The organism is Glycomyces sp. NPDC021274 (genome assembly GCF_040641195.1).
In the GTDB taxonomy this organism is placed as follows: domain Bacteria; phylum Actinomycetota; class Actinomycetes; order Mycobacteriales; family Micromonosporaceae; genus Glycomyces.
Map to the genome: position 1 here is coordinate 83780 of NZ_JBFADC010000004.1, position 18423 is coordinate 102202.

At 70.9% G+C, this 18423-nt stretch carries 17 protein-coding genes and 1 tRNA gene; 8 read left to right on the forward strand and 10 right to left on the reverse strand.

Going from position 1 to position 18423, the window contains the following annotated elements; all coding sequences use genetic code 11:
• Positions 1-23: 23 nt before the first annotated feature.
• Positions 24-956 carry a carbohydrate kinase family protein gene (locus AB0I03_RS11270; RefSeq protein ID WP_360410192.1) on the forward strand — a complete coding sequence of 311 codons (933 nt, stop codon included), beginning with the start codon at positions 24-26 and terminating at the stop codon, positions 954-956.
• A gap of 39 nt (positions 957-995) precedes the next feature.
• On the opposite strand, the gene AB0I03_RS11275 is transcribed toward AB0I03_RS11270, so the two are convergent.
• The 5 genes from AB0I03_RS11275 to AB0I03_RS11295 all read right to left on the reverse strand — a co-directional run bounded on the left by AB0I03_RS11275 (position 996) and on the right by AB0I03_RS11295 (position 5243).
• A complete protein-coding gene (locus AB0I03_RS11275; RefSeq protein ID WP_360410195.1) occupies positions 996-2159 on the reverse strand; it encodes a hypothetical protein in 1164 nt (387 codons plus the stop codon).
• Positions 2160-2261: 102 nt separating this feature from the next.
• A complete protein-coding gene (locus AB0I03_RS11280; RefSeq protein ID WP_360410198.1) occupies positions 2262-2771 on the reverse strand; it encodes a GNAT family N-acetyltransferase in 510 nt (169 codons plus the stop codon).
• Positions 2772-2811: 40 nt separating this feature from the next.
• Positions 2812-3651: a glutaminyl-peptide cyclotransferase gene (locus AB0I03_RS11285; protein ID WP_360410201.1), complete on the reverse strand. Its 840-nt coding sequence runs from the start codon at positions 3649-3651 to the stop codon at positions 2812-2814.
• Between the two features lie 132 nt (positions 3652-3783).
• A complete protein-coding gene (locus tag AB0I03_RS11290) occupies positions 3784-4659 on the reverse strand; it encodes a putative RNA methyltransferase (RefSeq protein WP_360410204.1) in 876 nt (291 codons plus the stop codon).
• Entirely contained in the window at positions 4656-5243 is a 588-nt protein-coding gene (locus AB0I03_RS11295; RefSeq protein WP_360410207.1) for a TetR/AcrR family transcriptional regulator, read from the reverse strand. The genes AB0I03_RS11290 and AB0I03_RS11295 overlap by 4 nt, the downstream gene beginning before the upstream one ends.
• Before the next feature lie 146 nt (positions 5244-5389).
• Between AB0I03_RS11295 and AB0I03_RS11300 the strand changes: the two genes are divergently transcribed.
• Positions 5390-7864, forward strand: a complete 2475-nt coding sequence (locus tag AB0I03_RS11300) for a glycoside hydrolase family 3 C-terminal domain-containing protein (protein ID WP_360410210.1) — start codon at positions 5390-5392, stop codon at positions 7862-7864.
• 58 nt (positions 7865-7922) lie between these two features.
• Here the strand turns inward: AB0I03_RS11300 and AB0I03_RS11305 are convergent, their stop codons facing one another.
• Positions 7923-8255, reverse strand: coding sequence for a YtxH domain-containing protein (locus AB0I03_RS11305; RefSeq protein WP_360410213.1), 333 nt, complete (start codon positions 8253-8255; stop codon positions 7923-7925).
• A gap of 281 nt (positions 8256-8536) precedes the next feature.
• Between AB0I03_RS11305 and AB0I03_RS11310 the strand changes: the two genes are divergently transcribed.
• Positions 8537-8612 (forward strand) — tRNA-Asn (locus AB0I03_RS11310).
• 83 nt (positions 8613-8695) lie between these two features.
• Here the strand turns inward: AB0I03_RS11310 and AB0I03_RS11315 are convergent.
• From AB0I03_RS11315 to AB0I03_RS11330, 4 genes are all read right to left on the reverse strand, one after another.
• A complete protein-coding gene (locus tag AB0I03_RS11315; RefSeq protein WP_360410216.1) occupies positions 8696-9271 on the reverse strand; it encodes an HD domain-containing protein in 576 nt (191 codons plus the stop codon).
• 229 nt (positions 9272-9500) lie between these two features.
• Positions 9501-9977, reverse strand: coding sequence for a hypothetical protein (locus AB0I03_RS11320; protein ID WP_360410219.1), 477 nt, complete (start codon positions 9975-9977; stop codon positions 9501-9503).
• The gene (locus tag AB0I03_RS11325) at positions 9977-10468 is read right to left on the reverse strand and encodes an NADAR family protein (RefSeq protein ID WP_360410222.1); all 492 of its coding nucleotides are present in this window, start codon (positions 10466-10468) and stop codon (positions 9977-9979) included. The genes AB0I03_RS11320 and AB0I03_RS11325 overlap by 1 nt, the downstream gene beginning before the upstream one ends.
• Positions 10383-11177, reverse strand: a complete 795-nt coding sequence (locus AB0I03_RS11330) for a hypothetical protein (protein WP_360410225.1) — start codon at positions 11175-11177, stop codon at positions 10383-10385. The genes AB0I03_RS11325 and AB0I03_RS11330 overlap by 86 nt, the downstream gene beginning before the upstream one ends.
• Positions 11178-11243: 66 nt before the next feature.
• Between AB0I03_RS11330 and AB0I03_RS11335 the strand changes: the two genes are divergently transcribed.
• The 5 genes from AB0I03_RS11335 to AB0I03_RS11355 all read left to right on the forward strand — a co-directional run bounded on the left by AB0I03_RS11335 (position 11244) and on the right by AB0I03_RS11355 (position 18417).
• Positions 11244-12914, forward strand: coding sequence for a DUF885 domain-containing protein (locus AB0I03_RS11335; RefSeq protein ID WP_360410228.1), 1671 nt, complete (start codon positions 11244-11246; stop codon positions 12912-12914).
• 463 nt (positions 12915-13377) lie between these two features.
• Positions 13378-14781, forward strand: coding sequence for an aspartate aminotransferase family protein (locus tag AB0I03_RS11340; RefSeq protein ID WP_360411050.1), 1404 nt, complete (start codon positions 13378-13380; stop codon positions 14779-14781).
• Positions 14778-16070 carry a lysine N(6)-hydroxylase/L-ornithine N(5)-oxygenase family protein gene (locus AB0I03_RS11345; protein ID WP_360410231.1) on the forward strand — a complete coding sequence of 431 codons (1293 nt, stop codon included), beginning with the start codon at positions 14778-14780 and terminating at the stop codon, positions 16068-16070. Before AB0I03_RS11340 ends, AB0I03_RS11345 begins: the two co-directional genes overlap by 4 nt.
• Positions 16067-16660, forward strand: coding sequence for a GNAT family N-acetyltransferase (locus AB0I03_RS11350; protein ID WP_360410234.1), 594 nt, complete (start codon positions 16067-16069; stop codon positions 16658-16660). The genes AB0I03_RS11345 and AB0I03_RS11350 overlap by 4 nt, the downstream gene beginning before the upstream one ends.
• On the forward strand, positions 16657-18417 hold the full coding sequence (locus tag AB0I03_RS11355) for an IucA/IucC family siderophore biosynthesis protein (protein WP_360410237.1): 1761 nt from the start codon (positions 16657-16659) through the stop codon (positions 18415-18417). The genes AB0I03_RS11350 and AB0I03_RS11355 overlap by 4 nt, the downstream gene beginning before the upstream one ends.
• Positions 18418-18423 lie beyond the last annotated feature (6 nt).

An 18423-nucleotide genomic window follows, 5' to 3' on the forward strand; every position in this document is an offset into this window, starting at 1 on the left:
TATCTTGCAAAGGAAGCACCTACATGCTCGACATCCTGGTGGTCGGCGGCGTCGGCGTCGACACCATCGTGCGCGTCCCCGAGATCGCGATCGGCGACGGCGACTCGCTCGGCGTGGAACCGATCCACGACTACGTGGCCCACACCGGGAACGGGGTCGCGCTCGGCTGCCTCCACCTCGGGCTCGCTACCCGCTTCATCGACTACATCGGCGACGACGAGCAGGGCCGGCTGGTGCTCGGCCACTACGAGCGGCACGGCCTCGACTTCCGCCACCTCATCTCCCCCAACGGCACCTCGCGCTCGGTGAACCTGGTCGACGCGGCCGGACGCCGCTACTCCTTCTACGACTACCGCCACGACCCCGAGCTGCGGATGCCCGCCGAGTTCTTCGGCCCGCACGTCGCCGAGGCCGAGCACGTCCACGTCTCGATCCCCAACCACACCAGGGACGTGCTCACCGCGATCCCCGACGGGGTGACCGTCTCGACCGACCTCCACGGGTGGGACGGCGAGGCCGAGCACCAGAAGGCCTTCGCCCTGCGCGCCGACCTCGTGACCCTCTCCGCCGCCAAGCTCGGCGGCGACCCGGAGAAGGCGATGCGCTGGATCCTCGACAACGGCCGCGCCACGGTCGTGATCGCCACGAACGGCGAGCACGGCGGGTACGTCCTCGAACGCGGCGGGACCCTGGAGCACTACGACGCGATCGACCCGGTCGCGCAGCTCGGCGCGGCGGTCCCCGAATGGGCCGACTGGTCCCCTGTGGACTCCAATGGGGCGGGCGACGCGTTCGTCTCGGGGATGCTGTGGGCGCGGGCCCGGGGCGGCGACCTCGCGACCGCGATCGACGCGGGCCGCGTGGCGGGCGCGTACGCGTGCCGCACCAAGGGCACGAGCACGGCCCTCATCTCCGCGGAGCTGCTGACCGCAAGCCTTGCGGCGCTGAAGAAATAGCGGCGAACCCGGCCCCGACGCTCGCGCCGGGGCCGCTCGCTACTCGGCGGGCTTGTTGGCGGTCATGGCCTTCGCGCGGGCGATCACGTCGTCGAACGGCGAGGGCTCCACGGGCACCGTGCGCACCGCATCGCGCCGCTCGGGCTGGACCACCAGCATGAACAGGCCGCCGACGACGGCCGCGACCAGCGGCGCGCCGAGGCCGATCTCGACGGCCGGCCACACGCCGGTGGCAGTGCCCGTACCGATGAGGAACGCGGCCCACACCGGCACCGCCCAGGCCCCGGCGAGCACGAGCAGGTCGCGGCGGCGGCGCAGCTCGGGCCGGATGAGCCAGACCAGGAAGTCGAGCCACGCGCCCGAGAGCAGGAAGATCCACACGTACCCGCCGTACTCGAAGCCCGAGTACGCGCCGGCCATGACCGCCGGGTACGCGAACGCGACCGTGAAGAACCCCAAGGGAAGCCGGAACCGGCCGGTCATCAGGACCGCCAGCGCGAGCACCAGCACCGTGGTGAACACGATGCCCGCCACCGGGAAGCCCTCGAAGACGTTCGGGCCGTGCAGTGCCGCCGCGACGGCGGACGGCGCGTTCGTGTGCGGCACGAGGTAGGCGAGGAACAGCACGAGCGCACACGTGATGTAGCCCAGGGAGAGTGCGGGGGCGGCCATGCGGGCCTCGAGCGGGATCGGCTCGGGTTCGGCCGCGAGCGCGGCGCGGCGCCAGGCCGAGAGGAGGGGCGCGGCGACGATGAGGACGCCGCCGGCGGCAAGGGTCAGGTGCGAGGGGCTGAAGAGGATCGCGAGGTTGGTCTCGACGCCGAGCACCTGGTGCCAGATCATGTCGGCGATGCCGGAGACGAGGAACAGCGGGACGCCGATGACGGCGGGGCCGTAGCCGTGGGGGACGGCGGCCATGCCGGTGCGGCCCTCGGCGCGGTGGGCGCGGATGAGGATCCAGGCGATCCAGGCGGCGGTGGCGAAGAAGCCGGTGTAGAAGGCCAGGTGCCACCAGGTGAAGAACGATTCGGCCCAGCCCCGGGCGTGGGCGTTGACGTCGAGGATGAGGCCGCCGAAGAACCACGCGGAGAGGGCCGCGGTGGTGAGGTCCTGCCACCAGGTGGCGTAGGCGCGGGGCTGCCGGGAGTCGGTCAAGAGGTGCATCTTGTACTCCAGCAATCGGTCCAGGGGTGTGATGGCCATGACCTCATCATGGCCTACCCGCACCTCCCGCGCAATTCCCGCTTTCGCGACGGTCCGTTCACTGAGGACGGTGCGTGCGCACGTCCCTTATGCGGCAGGGCCCTACGCGCTCGGGCGCTTCAGGGTGAGGACCTTCGTGACGGAGCCGTCGTCTTCGGGCTTGTCGCGCACGTGCGCGAAGCCGAGCTTCTTCATGACGGCGAGCGAGGCGGTGTTCCGGTCGGCGACGGTGGCGTGCACTGCGTCGAGACCGAGTGTCGTGAAGCCGTAGTCGATGATCGCCTGCGCGAGTTCGGTGCCGAGGCCGCGGCCCCAGGCGCGGTGGGCGAGGGCGTAGATGAGCTCGTGGCCGCCGGACTCCTCGGTCGGCTTGATCTCGGCGTGGCCGATGAGGTCGCCGTCCTCGCGCACGGCCCACACGTCGAACTTGCCGGTGTCGTAGACGTGCGTGAAGACGCGGTGGAACAGCGCGCGGTTGGCCTCCTCGGGCTCGGGGCCGTCGCCCATCCACTGCGAGACGCGGGTGTCGCCGAAGAGCGCGACGAAGTCCTCCTCGTCGGCGTGGACGTACGGTTCGAGGACGAGGCGCGCGGTGCGCAGGGTCGGCGTCATGGCCCGAATGCTGCCACGGCGGCGGCCCGGCCGCACCTCGTTAAGCGGCCGGTGTGAACTCGACCAGGTAGAGCTTCGGCCAGAGCTTGCCGGTGAGGTAGAACGTGCCGTCCTCTTCGGCCGCGGCGATGCCGTTGAGCACGTCGGCGCCGCCCGCTTCCTCGGCCGGGAGCAGCCCGGTGGCGTCGACGACCGCGCCGACCTCGCCGGTGGCGGGGTCGATGCGCACGATCTGGTCGGTCTGCCAGAGGTTGGCCCAGACCTGGCCGCCGGTGCATTCGAGCTCGTTGATCTGGAAGACCGGCTCGCCTTCGAGCGTGACGTCGACGGTGCCGGTGGCCTCGAACGTCTTCGGATCGCGGAAGGTGAGGGTGGCGGAGCCGTCGCTCATGACCAGCTGCTCGCCGTCATAGCAGATGCCCCAGCCTTCGCCTTCGTACTGCACGCTGTCGAGGACGTCGAGGGTGACGGGGTCGCGGCGGTGGGCGGTGTGCTCCTGCCAGGTGATCTGCCACAGGTCGGTGTCGGTGAGGGTGAGGCCTTCGGCGAATTGCTCGGCCGGGAGGTCCTGGGAGGCGAGCACGTCGCCGGTGCCGGGGTCGACGATGCGCACGTCCGAGGCGCCGTACTGGCCGGCGCTCTCGTAGAGGACGGTGCCGTGCTCGGGGTGCTCGGCGAGCTGGAGGCCCTGGGTGAAGGAGGTCGCGTCGTGGTCGAAGGTCTCGAGGACCTCGACCTGGAGGGCTTCGACGCCGGCGTCCTCGTCGACGTGGACCTGGTCCTCTGCGGCGGCGTCGCCGGTGCTGCAGCCGGCGAGGGCGAGCAGGCCGGCCGCGCCGAACGCCAGGCCGCGCCGGGTCGCGCGTTGCTCATCGAACACTGATCTCATCTCCAGCCGTGAGGGGTGATGGTTCGTACCGTACTGGTCGGGTCGACCGAGGACAAGTGCCCCGAGCCGGGCGCTTCGCCCACGGCCGGGGCCGGTTCCCGACGGCACATGCATCGAGGCACGTCAATGCTTCTTGCGCCACCGGGTCACGTTCGCGGCGACCTGGACTTCGATCCGCTCGGGCAGTGCGGCCACCGTCGCCGCGAGCGCGGCGGCGTCGAGGTGGCGGGCGCTCGGGCCCATTCCGACGAGCCGCAGGACCTCGCTGTGCCCCAAGCCGACCGAGTACACGACCTCGTCGGTCCGCTCGGCCTCGAAGCGGGTGCCGAGCTGGTCGGCGGTGCGCTGCTCCTTCTCGGGGTCGACACTCAGCATGTCCAGGGTGCCGATGAGTTCCCGCAGGTGGTCCTGCCTGGGGGTGAGGACCACGAGGGCGCCTTGCGGGTGGAGTACGCGCGCGATCTCGTCGGCGTTGCGGGGGGCGAAGACGTTGAGGACCGCGGCGGCGGCGCCGTCCCGGATCGGCAGGCGCTGCCACGCGTCGGCGAGCACCGCGGCGAGGCGCCGTCCGGTCCCGGGTTCGCTTCCGGGGACGGTGCGCTTGGCGCAGCGCCGCAGCGCGTACTTCGAGGTGTCGAGGCCGATGCCCGCGCGCGAGGCGTCGACTGCGAGCGCGGCGGCGAGGTAGTGCCCGGTGCCGCAACCGGGTTCGATGACCGCGCCGGGGGCGTCGGTGAGCGAGGCGTTCGCGACCGCGGCCATGAGCCGGTCGTAGACGCCGGAGTCGAGGAAGTCCTCGCGGGCGGCGATCTGGTCGGCGGTGTCACCGGTGGTGGTGTTCGACCCGGGGGCGAGCAGCGGCGCGTAGCCCTGCTTGGCCAGGTCGAAGGAGTGCCCGTCGGGGCAGGACAGGCGGCGGTCGGCCTGCGTGAGCGGGCCTGCGCAGTTCGGGCAGGCCAGCGCGTCGAGGGCGGGCAGGGTCGCGGGGCTGTCTGTCAAGGTGCCGCTTTCGGATCGAGGAGCCGCACGAATGCCCTGAATGCAGCGGGCATGTCGAACGACTCGGGCTCGTGGAGCCACTGGAACTGGAGACCGTCCATGATCGCGACGGCGAGCGGCGCGGCCTCCTCCGGGGTGAGGCCGGACGGGAGCCGGTCACCCCATTCCAGGCGGAGCGTCGCGGTCATGGCCTCGCGGACGCGGCGGTAGCGGAGCCGGAAGTACTCGGCGGCGGGGTGGTCGCCGGTGACGGACTCGCCGAGCAGCACCGAGAAGGTGCGGACGATGGCCTCGCGGTGCGCGTTGGCCTCGACGACGCCTTGGGTGGCGGCGAGGGACATCGGTTCGGCGACGATGTCGCGCCCGCCGGTGTCGGTCTCGTGCCGCCATTGGAGGACCCCGATGAGCAGGTCCTCCTTGCTCCGGAAGTAGTGCAGGAGCCCTTGCTGGCTGAGGCCGGCCTTCTCGGCGACGGCGGCGAGGCTGGCGCCCCGGTAGCCGCGTTCGGCGATGGTCTCGATGGCGGCCCGCACGATCTCGTCGCGGCGGGCGTGGCCGCGGGCGCTGTGCTGGATGCTCGGCATGGGCGTCTCGAATCTGCGGGAGTCCTTGGACAGAGCATAGATGGTAACGGTTCGGCGACTAAACCTACCGGTTGCTCGGTAAGCGTGGGAGACTCGCAGATGCCGCCCCGAGGGGATCGACGAGGAACACCGAAAGGAAGGGCGCCATGAGCGACTGGGTCATCCCGGCCGACCGGCCCGAGTATGCGGAGGCCGTCGAAGCGGCCCTCGCGAAGATGGACCTGGAGACGAAGGCCGACCTGCTGGCCGGGCTCGACATGTGGCGCACCATCGCGGTGCCCGAGGCCGGGCTGCGGTCGATGACCGTGTCGGACGGCCCGATCGGCGTGCGCGGCCGCTTCTGGACCGCCGCCGACCCGTCCCTGGCGCTGCCGAGCCCCACCGCGCAGGCCGCCTCGTGGGACCCCGAGCTGGTGCGCCGCATCGGGAACCTGCTCGCCGCCGAGTCCCGCCGCAAGGACGTGGACGTGCTGCTGGCGCCCACCATCAACCTCCACCGCTCCCCGCTCGGCGGGCGCCACTTCGAGGCGTTCAGCGAGGACCCGTACCTGACCGGGCGCATCGCCCAGGCGTACGTGGCCGGGGTCCAGGAGTGCGGCGTCGCCACCACGATGAAGCACTACGTGGGCAACGACGCCGAGACCGACCGGTTCACTGTGGACAACATCATCGGCGAGCGGACGCTGCGCGAGCTCTACCTGCGGCCCTTCGAGATGGTCACCGCGGCCGTGCGCCCGTGGGGCGTCATGACCGCGTACAACTCCGTCAACGGCCACACCATGACCGCGCACCAGGAGCTCATGGCGGTGCTGCGCGAGGAGTTCGGATTCGACGGGTTCAACGTCTCCGACTGGGGCGCGGCCCGCCACACCGTGGAGGGCATCGAAGCGGGGCTCGACCTCGCCATGCCCGGCCCGTTCACCGTGTACGGCAAGGACCTCGTCGCGGCCGTCCGCGACGGGCGCACCAGCGAGACCTACGTCGACGAGGCCGTGCGCCGCATGCTCAAGCTCGCCGCGCGCGTCGGCGCCCTCGAAGGCGTCGAGGCCGCAGTCGGCGAACGGCGCGAAGCCGTCGCCGATCCGGAGGCGCTGCTGCGCGAGATCGCCCAGCGCTCCTTCGTGCTCGCGCAGAACGACGCCCCCGAAGGCGGCGAGACGCCGATCCTGCCGCTCGCCGCCGACTCGGTCGGCCGCGTCGCGCTCATCGGCCCGGCCGCGGCCGAAGCCCGCATCCTCGGCGGCGGTTCCGCCACGGTCTTCCCGCCCAAGGTCGTGTCGCCGCTCGACGGCCTCCGCGAGGCCCTCGGCGACCGCGTCCAGTACGCGCAGGGTGTGGACCTCTTCGAGCAGATCCTGGCCGCCGGCAAGGGCTTCGACCTCAGCGTGCGGCCCGTGCGGACCGACGGCACCGAGCTGCCCGCCGAGCCCCTCGCCAACGGCGACGTCAAATGGATGGGGTACGTGCCCGGCGGGCTGGCGCCCGACGAGTTCTCCCACGCGGTCCTCGAAGGCGTCTTCACCGTCACCGCCACGGGCGACCACGTCTTCGGCACCCGCGGCTTCGGCCACCACAAGCTCAGCATCGGCGGCGAGGTCCGCTTCGACGCGGACCAGGACTACACCGGCGACGACCCGTTCGAGGCGTTCTTCGGCCCCGGCGTCGAACGCGTGACCCTCCACCTCGAAGCGGGACAGCAGGTCCCGGTCCGCCTGGAGTTCGCCCCGTTCTCCTTCCCGCCCGGGTTCCCGCCCTCAGTCCTGTTCGGGCTCATGCACACCGGGCCCCGCCCTGACGAGGACCGGCTCATCGCCGAAGCGGTCGAGGCGGCCCGCGCCGCCGAAGTGGCCGTCGTCGTCGTCTCCACGACCGCCCTCACCGAGTCCGAGGGCTTCGACCGGCCCGACCTGCGCCTGCCCGGCCGCCAGGACGAGCTCGTCGCGGCCGTCGCCGAGGCGAACCCGAACACCATCGTCGTCGTCAACACCGGCTCACCGGTGGAGATGCCCTGGTCCGACGACGTCGCCGCGATCCTCCTGACCTGGTTCCCCGGCCAGGAGGGCGGGCACGCGCTCGCCGACGTCCTGCTCGGTGCCGAACCCGGCGGGCGCCTCACCACCACGTGGCCGCGGCGCCTCGAGGACGCGCCCGTCGTCCAGGTCGTGCCCGCTGACGGCGAGCTGCACTACGACGAAGGCGTGTTCATCGGCTACCGCGCCTGGGAGCAGCGCGACGCCGCCGAGCCCGCGTTCTGGTTCGGGCACGGCCTCTCCTACACCGAGTGGACGTACGAGGACCTCACGGTCGAAGCCGGCGAAGCGACCGTGCGGGTCCGCAACAGCGGCGCGGCGACCGGCCGCGAGGTCGTCCAGGTCTACCTCTCCCCCGAGGCCGGCGTGGACATCGCGGGCGGCATCGAGCCGCACCGCCTCGCGGGCTTCGCCGCGATCGAGGCGGCCCCGGGCGAGACCGTGGCAGTGACCATCCCGCTCGAGGAGCGCTCGTTCCAGTTCTGGAGCGAGGCCGACCACGCCTGGCGGCCCGTCCCGGGCGCATGGGCAGTGGCCGCAGGCCGCAGCGTCGCCGACCTGCGCCTGCGGGCCCGGATCACCCCGGCATAGCAGAGCGCGGCGGGCGGGACCGCAGTCCCGCCCGCCGCGCCGTGCGCCTTCAGTGGATTCAGAAGCCGGAGGAATCCCCGCGCAGCGCCCTGTCGCTCCGCGCCGGCGTGGTCACCCCGGCGGAGTCCCAGGGCTCAGCTTTTGGGGGTTCGTCGGCGTTCGCCGTGAAGCTCTCCACGATGTCGCCGAACTTGGTGCCCTTGATCTTGTCCTGCGCCGCGTCCACGGCCTTGTTCGCCTGGGTGCGAACGGTCGAGGCGACCTCCTGGACCTTGTCGTTCCCGGTCACGCGCCTGGTGTAGTCGACGATCTGGTCGTAACGTTCCCGCCCGGCCTTCGCCCCCAGGACGTATCCGACCGCGAACCCTGCTACGAGATACCACTTCCGCATTATTTGCCTCCTCGGCCGACCCGCGGGCCGATCTGGTTTCACTCTGCTCTGGGAGTTCGTTTCACTGTGCTCTGGAGTTCACTGTGCGTTGCCGCATATAGCGGCCATTCTGCCCCATGTGAGGGTGCCCACGCGGCCCATGACGGAAACGCGTCGCCCGATTCGGTCCCGTTCACCCGCCCGGATCGGACCCACACCACACCCACCCCGGTGGCACCCGCCCGCGCCGGTCCTGTACTGTCATATCCGGTTCGCACGGCGAAAGCCGAGCTCGAACCCCTTCCCCAATAGCTCAATTGGCAGAGCAGCCGACTGTTAATCGGCAGGTTCTTGGTTCGAGTCCAAGTTGGGGAGCCACCTTGAGACAGTGGGAACGGCCCGGACGGCGAAAGCCGATCCGGGCTTTTTCGTTTCCCCGGGCCGGTCGCCGCTTGCGGTCGTCACGAGTCGGGTTTGCGGCGCACGAGCTCCCAGGCGAGGGGCTCCTTCTCGAGGACCTCGCGGGCGAGGCTGCGGGCGGTGTCGGTGCGCAGGGCGGCGAGGCCGCTGTCGATCCAGGGCTGCACGGTCGCGACCCCCTGCTGGCGGTACTCGACGGCTTGGACCAGGCATTCGAGCTTGTCGGCGTCGTTCGCGCAGATCGCCTCCGGGGTCTCCCCCGCCTCGAACTCGGCGACGGCGTCGCGGATGGCCTCGCTCATGCGCGGCGGGCACTCCGCCGTCTGATCGGCCACGACGTCGAGCGCGTCGACGGCGGTGAGGTAGTCGTGCCCGATCCTGGGGATGTCGCCGATCCGCGTCTCCGGGGTGTCGTGGAGGACGCACAGCAGCGCGGTCCGGGCCGGATCCGCGCCTTCGAGACTGGCGATGACCATGCCGGTCACCGCCGCCCGCCAGCTGTGCTCGGCGATGCTCTCAGGATCGCGGACCCCCGCGATCCACCAGCCGGAGCGCCGGGCGCGCTTCAGCATCCCGGCTTCGAGGAGATACCCGGCGGCACCCGCGAGTTCGGTCATGTCACTGCCCTTTCACCACCCGCGCCAGTCGGGACGCGGTCCGCGATCGAGCGTAGTGCCCGCCGGAGCCGTTCGTGAGGGCGCCGATCCACGGGTGCATCGAGCATCCGCCGGCGGCGCCGCTCAGCGCGATCGACCGGGGCCGCTCACGTTCCGCACCTTCGATCCCGTTGACGCCGAACGGCTCGCAACGGCGACGGCATCGACGCGCTCCCGTCGAGCAGTCGCGCTAACCGCGTTGCGCGCCTTCGGGCCAGATGACTTGGGTCGGGACGCCTCGCGCGCGGGCCGCGGCGACCGCGTCGGCGGTGCCTCCCGGTTTCGGCGAGGGGACGCCGTCCCAGACGGCGAAGAGCAGGTCGATCGAGGCGAGCATCGCGTCGTTCGCGGCGGCGTACGCCTGGACAGAGGACGTCTCGGCGATGTAGTTGACGCTTGCTGCGCGTGCGGTCAGCGAGTCGAGGACAGGTCGGTGGCCTGGGCCCGCTCGGGTGTCGCGGTAGTCGCGGGCGGGCAGGATCGCCTCCAGGCGACCGCCCGTGTCGAGCACGGCCTGCGCGAAGATCGCGTCGGCGCCCTCGGCGAGGCAAGAGACGCCGGTCAAGGCCGCTGGATCGAAGCGTTCGAGTTCGGCGAGGAGTGCGGACCTGACGAGGTCGACCGTGGCGGCCGTGAGGTGCATGTGGCCGGTGATGCCGATGCGCATCAGGAGTCGGCGAGCTGGGCGCGGGCTTCCATGAGGGCGAAACCGAGGAGGTTGAGGCCCTTCCAGGTATGCGGGGACGCGGCGAGGGGATCGGTCCCGCCGAGGCCGATGCCCCAGATGCGGTCGCGGGGACTGGCCTCGACCAGGACGCGGTCACGGGTGCCGAGAAGGTAGGCGCGAAGGTCGTCGTGCTGGCCGAACTTGGCGAGGTTGCCGCGCACGACGATGCCGAAGCGCTCGGCCTCCCACGTCCGCTGGTCGAAGCCGCGGACCTTGCGGCCCAGTGCCTGGGCTTCGCCGGGGTGGCCGGCGGCGAGGATCTTCCGGGCGCTCGCGTCGTCGCCGAAGAGCCAGGCCTTGTGCGCCATCATGTAGTGCTCGGCCGAGGCGAAGCGGCGGTCCGCTTCAGTGAACATCGCCGGCCACCACTGGCTCAGGCAGCCGCGGCCGGCGCTGCCGTCGGCGTTCGGCGAGTGGCCCCAGAAGTGCACGTACTCGAACGACTGGCCGGCGGACGTCAGCGCGACCGCCTCCTCGACGCTGCGCGGCAGAACGAGAGCTGCAGACATGCCGCCCACCTTGCCATAACGCCGCACGGCGGTAGCACGGGATCTCGAACGCCCACGCGTCCACTTCGGTGTCCGGCGGACCTTCGAGGTGGAAGCCGAACCATGCGTTCAGAGCGGCTTCGCCGAGGTTGAGCGGGTGGAACGGGAAGGGGTATTCGGGCGCGTAGTAGTGGATCGAGTGGTCGCCGTTCCAGAACGGCCCTTCGAAGTCGTACCGCTCGCCCAGGTCCTCCATGATGCCGCTGTCGGGGGCGAGGCTCAGCGAGCGGCGGAGGGTCCCGTGCTCCCACACCGCCATCGCGCAGAAGTCCACCACGCTGTGCATGAAGAAGCCGTACGCGCTCCCGGTCGGGGACACCTGCTCGATCCACTCGGTCAGGTCGCTGGGCCGGTCCAGTGCGAGCGGGTTGAAGCAGACCAGGTCGAAGTCCGGGTAGCTCGCCGTGCCGATCATCTCCTCGCGGGGCCAGGTCGACTCGGCGAGCGGGCCGCGGCGTGCTTCGACGACCGGCGCGCCGAGCACCGACGCCGCGAGCGCGGCGGATGCGGCGGGGTCGGGCGGCGGCGCATCGCGCAGCGCATCCTTCGGCAGGCCTTCTCCCAGAAAGACGATGGCGGCGTTCGCACCCATGAGCGTGCTCCTCGTGTCGGCGACGGCTCCCATTCATAGCCCATGGCGTCCAAGTAGGGTCGAGCCATGGGCGACCCTCAGCTCGCTGCGCTGGCGCAGCGGTACTTCGACTTCCACTTGGCCGACAACCCCACATCGGCCAGCTTCTACGGCATCGCCGGATACGACGACAAGCTGCCGGACCCCAGCCGGGAGGGCGACCGGGTGCGGCTCGCGCACCACGCCGAGATCCGCACGGGCCTCGACGGGATCGACGCGGACGCCCTTGCAGGGCAGGACCGGATCACGTACTCCATGCTGGCGCGGCTCACCGCCGACCAGTCGGCGGGCATCGAAGCGGCCCTCGGCGAGGTCGGGCTCTCCAACACCATCACCGGGCCCGTCTCGACGATGCTCTCCTCGCTGGCGCGCATGAGCCTCGACTCCGAGCAGCGGAGCCGCGACTACCTCGTGCGGCTCGGCTCGCTCGGCGACTACTTCGACGCCGTGCTCGAGCGCTACCGGCAGGCCGCCGCCGAAGGGCGGCACCAGACCCGCCGCGGCGTGCTCGCCGTCATGGAGCAGATCGACGACTACCTCGCCACCGACCTGGCGAAGGATCCGCTCACGGCCCCCACTCCCACCGGTGTGGACGGCTGGAAGGACGAGGCCGCCGCCCTGGTCGCCGAGCGGGTGCGGCCGTCGCTCGGGCGGTGGCGCGAGGCCCTGGAGACGGAGTTCCTGCCGGTCTCGCGCAGTGACGGCGAGGTCGGGGTGTGCCGTGTTCCCGGTGGGCTGGAAGGGTATGCGGCTGCCTCGCGGCAGTTCACCACCACCGATCTGACGCCCGAGGAGGTCCACCGGATCGGGCTCGAGGAGGTCGCAAGGCTGCGCGGCGAGTTCGCCGAGATCGGGTCCCGGGCCTTGGGGACGTCCGATGTCGCGGAGGTCGTCGACCGGCTCCGCAACGACCGGTCGCTGCGGTACGAGCACGCGGACCAGATCCTCGCCGACGTCACCGAGGCGCTGCGGCGGGCCGAGGCGGCGCTGCCGAAGGCGTTCCTCGACTACGACATCGCGCCCTGCTCGGTCGAGGTGATCCCCGAGGCCGCGGCCAAGGGCGCGACCCTCGCGTACTACACCGTGCCCGCCGCCGACGGGTCCAGGCCGGGGACCCACTGGGTGAACACGTACGAGCCCGCGAGCCGGGCCCGCTACGAGTACGAGGCGCTCGCGTTCCACGAATCCGTTCCGGGGCACCACCTCCAGTTCGCGCTCGGCCAGACCCTGGACGGGCTGCCGCAGTTCCGGCGGTTCGCGTACGTCACGGCGTTCGGCGAGGGCTGGGGTCTCTACACCGAGCGGCTCTGCGACGAGATCGGGCTCTACAGCGGGGACCTGCAGCGGCTCGGCATGGTCTCGTTCGACGCCTGGCGGGCCTGCCGCCTGGTGGTGGACACCGGGATGCACGTCTTCGGGTGGTCGCGGGAGCGGGCGGTCGCGTACATGCGCGAGAACACCGCGCTCTCGGAGGCCAACATCGCCAACGAGATCGACCGCTACATCGCGTGGCCGGGCCAGGCGCTCGCTTACACGATCGGTCGCCGGCACATCGGCGCGCTGCGGGAGCGGGCGCGCGAGGCGCTGGGCGACGCGTTCGACCTGCGGCACTTCCACGACCGGATCCTCGCGAACGGGTCGATCCCGCTGGAGACGATGACCGGGGTCGTGGAGGACTGGATCGCCGAGTCCGCCTAGGAGTTCCGGGGCCTGACGCGATGTTGTCGGATTGGTGACAGACAGTTCAGGCCCTGTACTGCACGATATGAGCGCGGCGGTGGCTCCCCCCGGGCCCCGCCGCAACACCTACTCTTCATCGGTGCGTGCACGCTTTTCACTGCGGCGCAGCCGATTCCCACAGTCCATTAAGGACTTTGCATGGCGCGGGACGCCGCGCGCAAATGCCTTGAGCGGGAAGCTTTCGCAAGATTTCGTGGAGAACGTCACCATTCGGGATCAGCTCTTCTGCGCGGTCGTCATTTAGGTTAGCCTAACCTACACGTTCCCCGGTACTCCGAGTTCCCGTCCCTCCGCGCCGTACTTCTCCGAAAGGTGACCCTCCGTGCTGACAAGCGCCGACCTCCGTCCGGCTCCCGCGCCGCTCACCAGCTCCGACCCGCCGGCCCTCCTGGGCCGCGAATCGGCCGCCGCCTACCGCGGCATGATCGTCGACGTCGCAGGGCGCCTTGCCGACCGGTTCACCGCGGTCGACCGGCCATGGACCGGCGCCGCCCCCGCCGACCTCGGCCCGGCGATCGCCGCGGTGGACCTCGACCGGCCCCTGGAGTCCTTCGAGGACGCGATGGACGAGGTCGGCGAGCTCTACCTCAAGGACGCGGTCTGGTTCCACCACCCGCGCTACCTCGCGCACCTGAACTGCCCGGTCGCACTCCCGGCCGTCGCCGCCGAGACCGTGCTCGCCGCCGTCAACACCTCGGTCGACACCTGGGACCAGAGCGCCGGCGGCACCTTCATCGAGCAGCGCCTCATCGACTGGACCGCCGGCCGCATCGGCCTCGGCCCCGCCGCCGACGGCATCTTCACCTCCGGTGGGACGCAGTCGAACCTGCAGGCGCTGCTGCTGGCGCGGGACGAGGCCGTCGAAGCGGTCCTGCTCAAGCACCGGATCGAGGCCGGCACGCCGCTGCGCGGCGTCGAAGTACTCCCCCGCCTGCGCTTCTTCGCCTCCCCGCACTCGCACTTCTCGGTCGTCAAAGCGGCCCGGCTCCTCGGCCTCGGCGAGGAGGCCGTGATCACCGTGCCCGCCGACGACTGGTTCCGCATGAACCCCGCCGCACTCGACGCGGCCATCGAGACCTGCCGCGAGCAGGGCCTCGTCCCCGCAGCGGTCGTGGCGACCGCCGGGACCACCGACTTCGGGTCCGTCGACCCCCTCGGCCCGATCGCCGAGATCACCGCCGCCCACCGGGTCTGGTTCCACGTGGACGCGGCCTACGGCTGCGGCGTCCTCGTCTCGCGGCAGCACCGCGGGCTCCTCGGCGGCATCGAGCACGCCGACTCGGTCACCGTGGACTACCACAAGTCGTTCTTCCAGCCGGTCAGCTCCTCCGCGCTCATCGTGCGCGACCGGGCCTCGCTGCGCCACGTCACGCACCACGCCGACTACCTCAACCCGGCCGAGGCCGCGTTCCCCAACCAGGTCGACAAGAGCCTACAGACCACGCGCCGCTTCGACGCGCTGAAGCTCTGGATGACGCTGCGCACCTTGGGACCCGACGCCCTGGGCGCCATGTTCGACCGGGTGTGCGACCTGGCCGACCAGACCTGGGACTGGCTCGCCTCGGACCCGCGCTTCGAGGTCGCCGCGCCGCCCTCGCAGCTCTCCACCGTGCTGTTCCGGCTCGCCGGGGCCGACGACGACACCCACCGCCTCGCCCGCGAGTCGCTCGCGGCCTCCGGCGAGGGCATGGTCGCGGCCACGAAGGTGGAGGGCCGGACCGCCCTCAAGCTCACGCTGCTCAACCCGGAGACCGGACTCGCCGACATCGTCCCCGTGCTCGAAGCGCTCGCGCGCCACGGCAAGAAGGCGCAGGAGGCCGCATGAGCGCCGCCGGCACGACGACCCACGACTTCATCGGGATCGGCCTCGGGCCGTTCAACCTCGGCCTCGCGGCGCTCACCGCGCCCATCGAGGGGCTCAACGGGATCTTCCTGGAGCGCAAGCCGAACGTGGACTGGCACCCGGGGATGCTCATCGAGGGCACCACGATGCAGGTGCCGTTCATGGCCGACCTCGTCACCCTCGCCGACCCGACCTCCGAGTACTCGTTCCTCAACTACCTCAAGGAGAGCGGGCGGATCTACCCGTTCTACATCCGCGAGTCCTTCTACCAGCTGCGCACCGAGTTCCAGGACTACCTGCGCTGGGCCGCCGAGAAGCTCGAAAACCTCCGGTTCGGACGGAACGTCACCGAAGTGACCTGGGAGGACGGGGTCTACGCGGTCCGCTCGGAAGGGCCCGGCGGCACCACTGTGGACTACGCGCGGCGGCTCGTGCTCGGCACCGGCACGCCCCCGTGGATCCCGCCCGCGTGCCGCGAGCTGGAGAGCCCCACGGTCTGCCACGCCTCCGCGTACCTGGAGCACCGGGACCGACTGCGCGAATGCGGGTCCATCACCGTGGTCGGCAGCGGCCAGAGCGCCGCCGAGGTCTACCGGGACCTCCTGGTCGACATCGAGGGCGGCGGCTACGAGCTGAACTGGGTCACCCGCTCGCCCCGGTTCTTCCCGCTCGAGTACACCAAGCTCACGCTGGAGATGACCAGCCCGGAGTACGTCGACTACTTCCACGCGCTGCCCGCGCCGAAGCGCGACGAGCTGAACGCGGCCCACAAGAACCTGTACAAGGGCATCAACACCGAGCTCATCAACGAGATCTTCGACCTCCTGTACCAGAAGCGCTTCGAGCGCGGGTCCGTGCCGACCAGGCTCTTCACGAACTGCACCGTGGAGAAGGCCGCGGGATGCGGGAGCGTGCGGCTCTCCGTGCGCCAGCACGAGCAGGACCGGTCCTTCGAACTCCAGACCGAGGGACTGGTCCTGGCGACCGGCTACAGTTACCGCGTGCCGGCGTTCCTCGACGGGGTCCGCGACCGGCTGCGCTTCGACGCGACCGGGCGCCTGGAGGCCCGCCGCGACTACAGCGTCGACGCCTCCGGCGGCGGCGAGATATTCGTCCAGAACGCCGAACTCGCCACCCACGGCTTCGTCTCCCCCGACCTCGGCATGGCCGCCTACCGCAACTCCTGGATCATCCGGTCCCTGACCGGCCGGGAGGTCTATCCCATCGAACGCCGCATCGGCTTCCAGGAATTCGGAGCACCAGAGTCGTGAGCAGCCCTGTGATGAAGGCCCCCAGCACGTTCTACCACCTGCACCCGCAGCTGGGCGACTTCGGCCTGCGGCCGGTCGACCCGCCCACCGACTCCCCGCTCCTGCACGAGTGGGTGACGCACCCCAAGGCGCGGTACTGGATGATGCAGGACGCCTCCGTGGCCGACGTGCTCGCCGAGCACGAGGCCATCGAGGTGAACCCCGCGCACTTCGCGTACATGGGGCTCTACCACTACCGGGCCCGGTTCCTCGTCGAGGTCTACGACCCGGCGGCGACCGAGCTCGCGGGCGTCTACACCCCGGCCGCGGGCGACATCGGCATGCACGTGCTCACCGCCCCCACCGGGCAGCCGATCCCCGGATTCACCAAGGGCGTCATGTCCACCGTCATGCACCTGCTGTTCGACGGCTTCGGCGCGCAGCGAGTGGTCGTGGAACCGGACACCGGCAACGAGGCCATCCACCGCCTCAACGAGTTCGTGGGCTTCAAGCCCGAGCGAAGCGTGGAGCTCAAGGACAAGCAGGCGCTGCTGAGCTTCTGCACCCGAATCGATTTCGAGCGGTCCGCCGCGAGAGGAGTGCCCGCGTGAGCGCCATCGACCACCTCACCCCGCAGCTGTGGCAGCAGGCCACGAGGAACCTGCTGGCCAAGGCCATCGGCGAGTTCGCCCACGAGCGGCTGCTGGTGCCCGTGAAGGACGGCGAGGAGTACACGCTCGCCGCCGGGGCGGAGCGGTACCGGTTCACCGCGCACCGCTTCAAGCTCGACCACTGGGTGGTCGACCCCGCCTCGATCGAGCGCACCGACGCCACCGGCGACGGCCTCGAGCTGGACGCCGCCGCGTTCTTCCTGTCCTTCAGGGGCGAACTCGGCCTGAGCGACACCGTGCTGCCGGTGTACCTCGAAGAGGTCGCCGCGACGATCAACCGCGGGGCCTACCAGCTCGGCGAGGGCCAGCTGAGCGCCGCGGCCCTCGCGGACGCGGGGTTCCAGGCGATCGAGGCGGGCATGACCGGCGGGCACCCGTGCTTCGTCGCAGGGTCGGGCCGGCTCGGCTTCACCTCCGAGGACTACCGCTCGTACGCGCCCGAAGCCGGGGCGGGCGTGCGCCTCATGTGGCTGGCGGCCCCGCGCGAGCACGCGATGTTCGCGTCCTCGCCGGAACTGGACTTCGACTGGCTGCTCGACACGCAGCTCGACGCGGACTCGCGGGAGTACTTCGGGTCCATGCTCACCGACCGCGGACTGTCCTATGAGGACGTCTACCTGATCCCGGTGCACCCCTGGCAGTGGCGCAACAAGATCTCCGTGACGTTCGCGCCCGAGATCGCCGCCGGGCGGCTCATCCCCCTCGGCGAGGGCCACGACGAGTTCCAGGCGCAGCAGTCGATCCGCACGTTCTTCAACCGCTCCCGGCCCGCGGCCGACTATGTGAAGACCGCGCTCTCGGTGCTCAACATGGGCTTCATGCGCGGCCTCTCCACCGAGTACATGGAGGTCACGCCCGCGATCAGCGACTACGTGGCCGACCTCGTGCACGGCGACCCGACGCTGAAGCGGCACGGCGTGACGATCCTGCGCGAGCGCGCGTCGGTCGGCTACCGGCACCCGGCCTACACGGCCGGCGCGCCGAAGGGCTCGCCGTACCGGAAGATGCTCGCCGCGCTCTGGCGCGAGAGCCCGATCCCCAAGCTCGCCAAGGGCGAGCAGGTCGCCACCATGGCCTCGCTGCTGCATGTGGACGCCGACGGGAAGCCGCTCGCGTCGGCCCTCATCCGCCGCTCCGGCCTGCGCCCGGCCGACTGGCTGCGCGGCTACCTCGACGCCTACCTGGTGCCGGTCGCGCACTGCCTGTACCGGTACGGCCTGGTGTTCATGCCCCACGGCGAGAACGTGATCCTCGTGCTCAAGGACGGCGCGGTCGAGCGCGTGTTCTTCAAGGACATCGGCGAGGAGTGCGCGGTCCTCGAAGCCGCCACGCCGGTGCCCGAGGCGATCGCGCGCATCCGGGCCGAGGTGCCCGACGGCGTGCGGGCCCTGTCGATCCTCACCGACGTCGTGGACTGCTTCCTGCGGTTCCTCGCCGGGCACCTCCACCTCGACGGCGTGCTCAGCGAGGACGAGTTCTGGCGCGTCGCGGCCGAGTCGCTCAAGGACTACCAGGCCGCGCACCCGGAGCTGGCCGAGGCGTTCGCGCGGTTCCCGCTGTTCGAGGAGGGCTTCACGCTCTCGTGCTTGAACCGCTTGCAGCTCAAGAACAACCAGCAGATGGTCGACATCGAGAACCAGGAGGAGAGCCTGATCTACGCCGGTCGGCTCGACAATCCGCTGCACGCCTGGCGCTGACGGAGG

Excerpts from the sequence above, each read along its gene's own strand:
- AB0I03_RS11295 (WP_360410207.1), bottom strand. The coding sequence starts at position 5,243 with ATGCCGAGCATCCAGCACAGCGCCCGCGGCCACGCCCGCCGCGACGAG.
- AB0I03_RS11340 (WP_360411050.1), top strand. The coding sequence starts at position 13,378 with ATGATCGTCGACGTCGCAGGGCGCCTTGCCGACCGGTTCACCGCGGTC.
- AB0I03_RS11300 (WP_360410210.1), top strand. The coding sequence starts at position 5,390 with ATGAGCGACTGGGTCATCCCGGCCGACCGGCCCGAGTATGCGGAGGCC.
- AB0I03_RS11275 (WP_360410195.1), bottom strand. The coding sequence starts at position 2,159 with ATGGCCATCACACCCCTGGACCGATTGCTGGAGTACAAGATGCACCTC.
- AB0I03_RS11320 (WP_360410219.1), bottom strand. The coding sequence starts at position 9,977 with ATGCGCATCGGCATCACCGGCCACATGCACCTCACGGCCGCCACGGTC.
- AB0I03_RS11315 (WP_360410216.1), bottom strand. The coding sequence starts at position 9,271 with ATGACCGAACTCGCGGGTGCCGCCGGGTATCTCCTCGAAGCCGGGATG.
- AB0I03_RS11335 (WP_360410228.1), top strand. The coding sequence starts at position 11,244 with ATGGGCGACCCTCAGCTCGCTGCGCTGGCGCAGCGGTACTTCGACTTC.
- AB0I03_RS11270 (WP_360410192.1), top strand. The coding sequence starts at position 24 with ATGCTCGACATCCTGGTGGTCGGCGGCGTCGGCGTCGACACCATCGTG.
- AB0I03_RS11305 (WP_360410213.1), bottom strand. The coding sequence starts at position 8,255 with ATGCGGAAGTGGTATCTCGTAGCAGGGTTCGCGGTCGGATACGTCCTG.
- AB0I03_RS11345 (WP_360410231.1), top strand. The coding sequence starts at position 14,778 with ATGAGCGCCGCCGGCACGACGACCCACGACTTCATCGGGATCGGCCTC.
- AB0I03_RS11280 (WP_360410198.1), bottom strand. The coding sequence starts at position 2,771 with ATGACGCCGACCCTGCGCACCGCGCGCCTCGTCCTCGAACCGTACGTC.
- AB0I03_RS11330 (WP_360410225.1), bottom strand. The coding sequence starts at position 11,177 with ATGGGTGCGAACGCCGCCATCGTCTTTCTGGGAGAAGGCCTGCCGAAG.